This window comes from Kitasatospora sp. NPDC058190, assembly GCF_042883685.1.
Lineage (GTDB): Bacteria > Actinomycetota > Actinomycetes > Streptomycetales > Streptomycetaceae > Kitasatospora.
The window spans coordinates 1-1,942 of record NZ_JBHVVI010000285.1 but is presented as its reverse complement, the minus strand read 5'-3'; the positions used below and the strand labels follow the sequence as shown (position 1 = coordinate 1,942).

1 protein-coding gene is annotated in these 1,942 nt (G+C 74.7%); it reads left to right on the top strand.

What is annotated here, in order from left to right:
- Nucleotides 1-394 precede the first annotated feature (394 nt).
- Nucleotides 395-1,603, top strand: a complete 1,209-nt coding sequence (locus ACFVWU_RS44825) for a GNAT family N-acetyltransferase (RefSeq protein ID WP_387632488.1) — start codon at nt 395-397, stop codon at nt 1,601-1,603.
- Nucleotides 1,604-1,942: the final 339 nt, after the last annotated feature.

Sequence of the window (1,942 nt, the reverse complement as noted above, 5' to 3'; positions counted from 1 at the left end):
ACCGCCGACCGCAACCCCGGTCGGGGGGGGGGGCCCGGCCCGCCCCCCCGTGCCGTGCGGGGCCACCGGCCCGTTCCGGTCCTCCGCCCCGGGTCGGACCGGTCCGATCCGGGGCGGAGGTGGACGGCGGCGTGGGCGCCGTTGTGTTCCTCCGGGAGGATGTCAGGCCACGGCCCGGCCGTGTTGGCGCTGCGTCGACAGTTCCTTGGCACTGCGTCTACTCGTCGGGTGCGGTGTCCGCTCGCGCGTACCACGCGTTGGGCGTCCTGGTACGGATCGCCTCCAGGGGCCGTGTGGTGACCGGCCGTAATTCGTTTGCCCCGTCCACGGGTCGATGCTGAGGTATGGCCGGGCACCACGTGGTGCCGCTATCCCAGGGGAGGCAGCGGTAGCGATGCAGATCCGTTCCACGACCGAGCAGGACCTCGACGTCTTCGTCGAAACCCTCCATGCCGCGTTCGGGCGCTTCCCGGAAACCCCGTCCGAGGACGGCGGCGGAGTCTGGTGGGCGGCGACCGAGATGGACCGCAACCTGCTCGCCGTGACGGCGGAGGGGCGGCCGGTCGGCACCGCCGGCTCGTACTCCTTCGAACTCACCCTGCCCGGCGGGATCCTCGCTTCGGCGCCCGGGGTGACCGCCGTCGGCGTCCTGCCCTCGCACCGGCGCCAGGGCGTGCTCACCGCGATGATGCGGCATCAGCTCACCGAGCTGCGGGCCCGCGGGGAGTTCCTCTCCGTGCTGCTGGCCTCCGAGACCCTGATCTACGGCAGGTTCGGCTACGGCCCGGCGACGTACACCGGGCGGCTGACGGTGCCGCGCCGCCAGGCCGCCCTCGCCGCCCCGCGGGCCGGCAGCGCGGACACCGGTTCGGTCGAGGTGCTCCGCCGCGCCGAGTGCGGCGAGATCCTGGAGCAGGTCTACGACCGGTACCGCCGCACCCAGCCCGGTGCACTGTCCCGGCCGCACCGCTGGTGGGCCCTGGGCGCGGGGCAGCCCCCGATCGCCCCGGCGCCGCGCTACGTCGCCGTCCACCGGGACGCCGACGGCATCCCGGACGGGTACGCCAGCTACGCGCTCGACGGCGAGACCCTGAACGTCGACGAGACCATCGCCGACGACGACACCGTCACCACGGCCCTGGCCCGGTTCCTGCTCCAGCACGACCTGGTCGCCAAGGTGGTCTTCAAGCACTTCCCGCCCGGGCACCCGCTGCGCTGGCAGCTCGCGGACTTCCGCGCCGCCGAGGTGGGCTTCGCCACCGACTGGCTCTGGGTGCGGCTGCTGGACGTCCCGCGCGCGCTCACCACGCGCGGCTGGTTCGGCGACGGCGAGCTCGTCCTCGACGTCGACGACCCGTTCCTCGGCGAGCACGACCGCTACCTGCTGACCGTCCGGGACGGCAAGGCCGAGTGCGTCCCGACGGACCGGGAGCCCGACCTGTCCCTGGACGTGCGCGACCTGGGCTCGATCTACCTCGGCGGCACCGCCCCGAGCACGCTCGTGCGGGCCGGACACATCCGGGCCCACCGCCCGGGCGCGGCCGCCCTCGCCGACGCCCTGTTCAGCGCCGAGCGCGCCCCGCACTGCCTGCACTGGTTCTGACCGGCCGGTGCCCGGCCCTCGTCACCCCCGGGGCGGCTGCCCCCGACGGGTGAGGGGGTGCCGGGTGACGGGGTGCCGGACGACGGGGTGCCGGACGACGGACGCCTCAGGCGGCGGCCTCACGGCGGCCCGCCGGAGGGCCGCCCACCGGCGGCCCGAAGTTCGCCCAACACCCCGACCTGGCACGGGTCCTGGCGGGGACCGGCGACGCCACCATCCTCTACACCGGCATGGACTCCCGCTACTGGAGCCAGCACGACCGATCCGGACGCAACTGGACCGGGCGGCTGCTGGAACTCGTCCGCGCCGAACTCGCCGCCGAGCAGCACGGTTTGACCG